This window comes from uncultured Gimesia sp. (assembly GCF_937910335.1).
Taxonomy (GTDB): domain Bacteria; phylum Planctomycetota; class Planctomycetia; order Planctomycetales; family Planctomycetaceae; genus Gimesia.
Genome location: NZ_CALEMX010000168.1, coordinates 1 through 7,058, shown reverse-complemented (window position 1 = coordinate 7,058; position 7,058 = coordinate 1). Strand labels below are relative to the sequence as shown.

General features: G+C 51.0%; 4 protein-coding genes. 1 reads left to right on the top strand and 3 read right to left on the bottom strand.

All coding sequences use genetic code 11. The annotated features are described in order from the left end of the window. On the top strand, window positions 1-447 hold a 447-nt coding region (locus Q0668_RS06585; protein WP_298861649.1), incomplete at its 5' end, for a hypothetical protein. A gap of 365 nt (window positions 448-812) precedes the next feature. Here the strand turns inward: Q0668_RS06585 and Q0668_RS06580 are convergent. The 3 genes from Q0668_RS06580 to Q0668_RS06570 all read right to left on the bottom strand — a co-directional run bounded on the left by Q0668_RS06580 (window position 813) and on the right by Q0668_RS06570 (window position 6,933). Beyond that, window positions 813-1,745, bottom strand: coding sequence for a hypothetical protein (locus Q0668_RS06580; RefSeq protein ID WP_298861647.1), 933 nt, complete (start codon window positions 1,743-1,745; stop codon window positions 813-815). 376 nt (window positions 1,746-2,121) lie between these two features. Then, window positions 2,122-5,508, bottom strand: coding sequence for a thioredoxin domain-containing protein (locus tag Q0668_RS06575; protein ID WP_298861644.1), 3,387 nt, complete (start codon window positions 5,506-5,508; stop codon window positions 2,122-2,124). Between the two features lie 57 nt (window positions 5,509-5,565). Further along, entirely contained in the window at window positions 5,566-6,933 is a 1,368-nt protein-coding gene (locus tag Q0668_RS06570) for a M56 family metallopeptidase (protein ID WP_298861640.1), read from the bottom strand. Window positions 6,934-7,058 lie beyond the last annotated feature (125 nt).

Sequence of the window (7,058 nt, the reverse complement as noted above, 5' to 3'; positions counted from 1 at the left end):
ACAGAATACGAGAGAAGCGCGGTCGGAGGCCTTTCCTTCGACGAGGACGGCAACAATGAAATTGACCCGCACAGTGACTCCACATATGGGCTTCGCCAAGCGGCACAGCTCTCGCTCCGGCGACTGGGGGTTGTCCCCAAACCTCTGCCTTGCCATTCATTTGAATTAGTCAAGGATGGTAAGTCGATTCCGTTTGTTCCACCTGCGATAGAACGGCCTCGCCACGAAGCCGTTCAAAAAGTGAAAGTCGGTATGTCAGCCAGGGACGTGCTGAACCATATAGGGATTCCCGATTATATTTCCGACGATACCTGGAGTTATGACATGGATGCCAATCCACTCTTCAGCATTACCTTGACGTTCGATGCGCACAAAGTCAAAGCAGTTAAGAGAGAAGCCCCACTTTGGAAATCAGGGTTGTCTCGAGATGAAGTTGTGGCGTGGTGACAGGCCAGCTAACAATTACGTATATCGGAGTGGCGAATCTGGTGGAATCTGAAGTCCGTTCTTAACGTCGCCGCCAGGTTACGCTAGACGTTACTCTCCCTTGTCCTTGCTATTCAAAGGTTTTCGCAAATGCGTGTTTAAACCACCGTTTTAGAAAACAATAAGCTGCTCCACCACAATACGCGCCAGCGGTTTTGTCCCGTTGAATTTTTTGGCTGCTTTCTGTTAATACTAGACTTTAAAACACGTTCAAAACTTCTGAATCATTGCCCATATAAATCATGGCAAGTCAACGCTCGCCGACCAATTCAGACCCGTGGCTGCGTTCGTTGATGGTATGCAAAGGCATAGAGTAAGGCGGTCGGCTAATCAAAGGCAACCGGTGTCACCATAAACAGCATTACGGTGTTCTCCGGAGGCGCAGTATCGGTTTCCGCGCTCGCCGTCTTCACATGGCTTCCCGTACTCGAAACCGTTCTTACCACGAGCGTTTCTCCGAGGTTCATTTCAGCCTTTGCGTTGACTCGGCGCACTGTGAGACCAGGGACCGTAAGACCATTCACCTTCACCGCGTTTGTGAAGTCTCGGTACGAGATTTCCGGGCTAAATTCAAGCTGGATTCTTCCCGTGTCGAGTAAACGCGGCAAGACTTTGCAAAAAACGCCGAACCGCTTCCACTCGACGGAGGTTCGGTTTTTCCCAGCTGGGATCAAGATAGGAAACTCACCCCCACTCTTAAACGTAGCTGGTCGCCCGGGAGTAGTAACGATTTGCGGACTTGCATGCAACACTGTCACGCTGCCCGATTTTTTTAGTTGTTGGATCACCTCTTCGGCATTCTTGTAAACCGAGACAGCGGGAGCGGTTCGATTCTGCGGGCCGGTGGTAGAACTCACCGACTCAGCTGCCGCTGCAAATTCTGCTGCTGCTTTGCTTGATAGTTCAAGAAAATAACAGCGGCAGAGGATTTTGTCCGGCCTTCCGGTTAGTCGTCGTAGTTGTTCCGATTGTTTCTGAAGCTCTGTAATCTGTCGCGATAACTCGGCTCGCTCTCGGACGACTCGCTGTTTGAGCTTGTCTGATACTTCTCGCAGCTTCACAGCTTCTTCAGCCAGACCCACTGCTTCCAATTGCTCCGTTGCTACGCGGATGTGATCCAGGGCCGACAGATTGCGGCTCTTTTCATGGGCCGATTGGGGAAGCTTCTGCGGCTGACGGTGCACTTCTGGTTCGGTGCCTTGACTTACCGTCACAAGATACAGTGACATTGCGAAAAAACTGCTACAGCGTACAGACATCTTCAGCCTCCTTTGGCTCGGGTAAGCGACAAGAGGCGGGCATGCTATCAGAACCTGCCAAATGTGGTCAATGTGAGTTGAAATCAAGCCACCGGATAAGCGCGTGTTTGGGTTTGCGGACAGGCGGGGGGGCGGAGTTCGTCTGCCGCTCCATAAGGATCTCCCAAGTATCGTGGAAAAATGTCATCAAATCATACGTATCTTGGGACTCCGATTTAATGACCCATTTACAGTTTCGCGTCGCTCCGTCTTGAATTTATCACAAGCCAGTCCGATCACTTGATTTTGTCACGGTAACTCATCATTTGTGGCAGAGTAAACTTTAAGGAACGTGCGCCGCTGCGGTTTGTTGCGCAACCGCATGATAACCGGTAAATTACTCTGACTTCTCGATCCCCAGTAATTTCTCTTCTTCCTCCGGGATGACGCCCCGAGGTGTCAGCATTGATTGCAACTTCGGGCGGGGTGATAAAATCGCCTCTTCCTCTTGAACAATGATGCGCGGGCGGATCAAAAAGAAATGGCGGCCTTTGGTTTGAGGTACGCTGGTGTTCTTAATCACCCGGGAATTTTCCGATTTTAGCACTCCTACTTTGTTCGCATCCCATTGGACGAGTTCAATTAATATCACCTTGCCATCAGGAACCGTGTTAACATACGCCCGAGTCTCTGCACCAGGCGATTTCCGATGGCTAACCCGCATGTTGAGACGCACGTTGCGGCGGTCTGCGGAAATAACCGGCTGCACGTGCAGTGAATGCTTCAGCGGCTGCCACCAGTATCCCGCCGAAAAACTGTCCGTCATACCAGCAGTCTGGCCATTGAATACCGTCACTTTGGGGCCCTGCATCAGCTTAGCTCGGCCATCATTTTGGGCCGCTTGCTGCAATAACTCGGCCTGCTCGTCTGTGAGAATGATCCCACCCAAAGGCCCATTGGTATTCTTCTTGGAGTCAAAATCGATGCCAAGCTGTTTCCAGATGTCCTCTGGCAGCTTGTCGAGAAAACGAGATTCCATCGTAACCTGCAAGTCCTGTAATCGACGAAGTTGCGCGAGCAAGTTTTCGATTTCCTGGTGAGCCTCTGACGACTGACGGATAACCAGACTCAGCGTAGATTTGTGGGGACGAATGGAACCTGTTCCACCAACCTGCTCCCAACTACCCGGCAGCACCGTCGAATGAATGACCTCAATCAACGCGTCGAAGTCGATAGCGCGAGAGGTTACCGAGACTGCTTTCTCGTTCTTTTTACTTTGATTTGATGCGTCCTCGTTAATTGGAATCGGACCAGTAGCAGGAATGGGAATCACTAAATCTGCCACTGAATAAGTGCTGACGACCAGCTTTCCCCTTGCCCGTATCCTGCTGGTGATGACGAGCACCTCATCCCGGACCTGATACGCGAGCCGCAGTGGTTCTAATATCAATTTGAGAGCACTAGTTAGTGTGATGCCGTCGGCGTGGATGGTGACGGGAGCCGTTCCTTCCAAGCCTTCTTCTTCCAATCCGCGCGGGTCGAGGACGATATTGAGGTCATACTTTTTCGAGATCTGGCGAATCGCCTCGTGTAATGGTATCTGATCCAGCTCCAGTGACCCCTCCTTCTTCAGAGCTTCATGGATTTTGTGTTCAGCCGGTGTCTCAGACAATTGGCGGCTGCCTTTCCAGGTCGCAGTCCGGCGCGGCGCATACTTGTCAACGATTCTTGTCAATGCATCCTTCCCGATTATGCCAACCCATCGTTCGTCTTCTTTTCCATTTGCAAACGCAACAATTGTCGGTACCGATGTCACACCAAATTCTTTGGCGAGTTCTGGATACCTGTTGATGTCCAGCCGGCGGATGGAATAACCTCGATTAGCCTGATCGTCGAGTAACGACTCCATCTTTTGGCATGGACTACTCCAGGACGCGTGAAATACCAATAAGTCGGTCTTCGACTTCTTGATGCGTCGATGAATGGCGCCCACCGTTGGTTTAGCTGATGGCACAGCCGATGTTTGGTCTTCCAGCAATGTAAGCAATTTCTTGACGTCATTTCTCAATGCCCGCACATCGCTGCGAAGTGCGCGAACGGATTGCCGCAAGTCCTGTGGCTCAGGCTGAGTGGCAGGAGTAGGATCAGCATAATTCGGTGTTCGATTTGGCTGAGGCACGCCGGGAGAATTTTGACTGATCCAATCGGAGCGGATTCCATGTTTATCACCGGCCTTTGTGAGAATTGTTTTCGGTACCATGCGAATCACATTTGCAAATCTGTTTTGCCCCGGGATCCATTTGACGGTCGTTTCCGGAATCCATACGACGTTCTTAGCTGTCATTCCAATCTCTGGCGTAGAGAGGATGACCATCAATCCTTTGTCGGCGGATGGATTTTTCTTATTGGTGGAGACCGGAGCGGGTTCACTGAGGATGGTCGCCTGTCCCACCTTCAACTCGACTGCAGTATCGAATATGTGTGAATAAATGTTTGCTGTTTCATGTCCCTCGGGAGTATTGGCAATAGAATCGTTTGCTCGTCGCTTGTGTTCAACAAGGACTGACAGTTTCATGCCCCCATGAGAAGCTGGTTCTGGTGTTAATTTAAGAGCCGTACCAATATTGTGGTAACCAGTCTCAAGAACTTGCTTTCCATTCTGAATTTCTTTTTTCTCTGCGAGTGGGGTCTTCTCTCCAATGAAAATATCAGCTGGTTGACCAACTAGCGTACGGATCACTGGTCGGCTGATGACCTTAACGGCCTTGGTTGCAGTTAAGAGACGAACAATGCCGTCCGTCATTTGCTCTGGAAAGACCACATAGAGACCCGCGCCGCTCTGCTTTGGGATGATTGAAAACGAGTGAAGAGTGTTTGCCAGGTCGAGTTTCGTCTCTTTCAGTTTTTTCCAATCGATTTCCAACACCGTCGCCTGAACCGTAATTTGTTTCTTGATCTTGCTCGCGGGAGAAGCGGGTATTGGCGTGGCGGGAGAGATGGTGTTATTCGTCCATCCCATTGACTTGTAGCCGCGTATCACTTGTGGCTGGCCAGGTAACGGTTGGCCAACTGGTACTCCGGCGACCTTCAATTGGTTGAGCGCCTTGGGATAGTACTGCTCGGCGATATCGATGATCTCGGCGATATGCTCCTGCTTCGAAGCGGTCCCTCGCAACAGTACACTCTCGCCTATTTTGATCGCCTCAATTGATGACCGCGGATAGAGCTGATCCAACTGAGACTGCAGCTGTCGGGTGTCACCAAGGATGGTCACTTCGACGGTGTAATACTTCACCTCTGCACCTTCATCATTTACAAACGTCAAAGTCATAGTTCCTGGTCCAATGGTGATAAATGAGATGCCATTGCGGTCGGTGACTTTAATTTGAATCAGACGAGACCCGGGGTTAAATATACTGACATCAGCACGTCCCGAATGGATGCTATAGAGGGAATTTTCATACAGACTCAGTTCCGTTTTCGGACGGTCAAATTTGATCTTGAATTGATTGCCGATTTGCGTGTAACCGGGGTCAGCGTTTTTGGGAGTTTTCGCGCCGACTGCTTGTATTGGTTTGATGACTCCCTCTGTAATGATTGGAAATGGTCCACTCTGGTTTACGGTGGAGCCAGTGATCTTCGCTTTGCTGTCCGTTCCGGGGTCAATAGGATCAATGGGCGAAGTCGGAGTCGCGGGAGTCGACTGCGCAGGAGGATCAGCGGCGACGGCTAATCCACTGGTTATCGTTAGCATCAACAGTGTGACAGGTAAGTAATGTTTCATAGTTCGATTCCTTTCTCGATAGAGAAGACGAAATTTCGAGGTGAGTTGTTCCATTCGTCATCGGCTCGATTCGGCGGACAATGTTGAAGGTTGTGTTTCGGTGTTGGAGACTTTTACAAAATCTGTAGAAGCAGGATTTGAGCGGGCTAGTAGTTCACGACGGTGAACGCGCAGGTTAGCTAGACGCGACGTCAGGTGTGTGACGAGTGTGCGCACTTCGGACGGTAATTCGTTATTCCGCACCAGGAGTTCAACATTGCGCAAATCCGCTTCCAGTTGCTGCAATTCCTCGTTGAGGGAATTGATTTCGTCTGATAGATAACTGACGTTAAGATCGAGCGCTGCCTTATCGAACGTCAGCTTGTTGTTTTGCTCGCCAAACTTGGCCAATAGCGTCGTTCGTGGTCCGTGCCAGCAAAGCACAATCGCAACGATTAATATAAAAGCCGTCAACAACTGTCTTCGTTGTGAACGCTTCCAGGGATCGACCGTGGGACGGTCGGCCAGCAGCCGTTCCACTCTGAGAGACAGCGTCGAATCTGAACCACCAGCAGGTAGCACGTGCGCACGGTCTGCGACATCCAATCGCCATTCCGCCACACGCGTCAAACAATGCGCCAGCGACAGCGGGTTGCCAGTACGGTTGGCAGCCCAGTCATCGCATTGAAACTCGGCCGCCTGTTTCCAGCGTGCGCGGGCCACAAAGTTCAATGGCTGAAATGGAAGGCAGCAGCACAATAGTCGTCCAAACAGCAACCACCAGGTGTCACCACGAACGAGATGAGCCAACTCATGTGCCAGCAGCGCTTCCAGCTCGTTCTGGTCCAACCGCGTTTCAATACCCTTGGGTACGACGATGGTCCAGTGCCAAATGCCGAAAGCGATCGGCTCACTGAAATCGTCGGCTTCCAGCAACCAAACGCGACGCTGTAACGATGTCCGCTGCACAACGAGAGATAGAGTGTCGAAAACACGACCCATCTCAACTACACGGAATTTAAGAATTCTACGACGAAACCGTCGGCCAGTGATGAAGAATCGGAGCGAACCAGCAATCACAATGACAATGACCAACCCGGCCAAACACTTTGCAAACCCGGGCAAGAATGGCGACGTTATAATTGATGTCGGCTTTGTGGCTTTAGGAGTCACGGTGGGAACCGGCAGTGCGACGTCCGTCGTGGCGGTCTCTGGAAGTGGCGTCAACACAATCTGTTCCGTTATTGGCTTCTCAATGGGTAACGGACTGGATGAATCGGTGACTGGCATCCCAAACGAGGACGGTGTCAATGAGATCACATCGGTTTTGGCCCGCAACGGTTCACTTCCAGCTACCAGCGGAGCGGGTGTCGGTTCGATATCGTCCACAACAATGATTTCAGGCACAGGCATATTTGACTGCTCAAGCACGACGACTTCCACCACTGGCTCGCTCCAGTGAGGAGAAAACACAGAGTTCCCCACGCCACACACTAATTGTAGAGGCACAGTCATTAGCTGTAGTAGCCACTACTTTTCCTGACAGTAGTATCCCAACTTCACACGTTTGT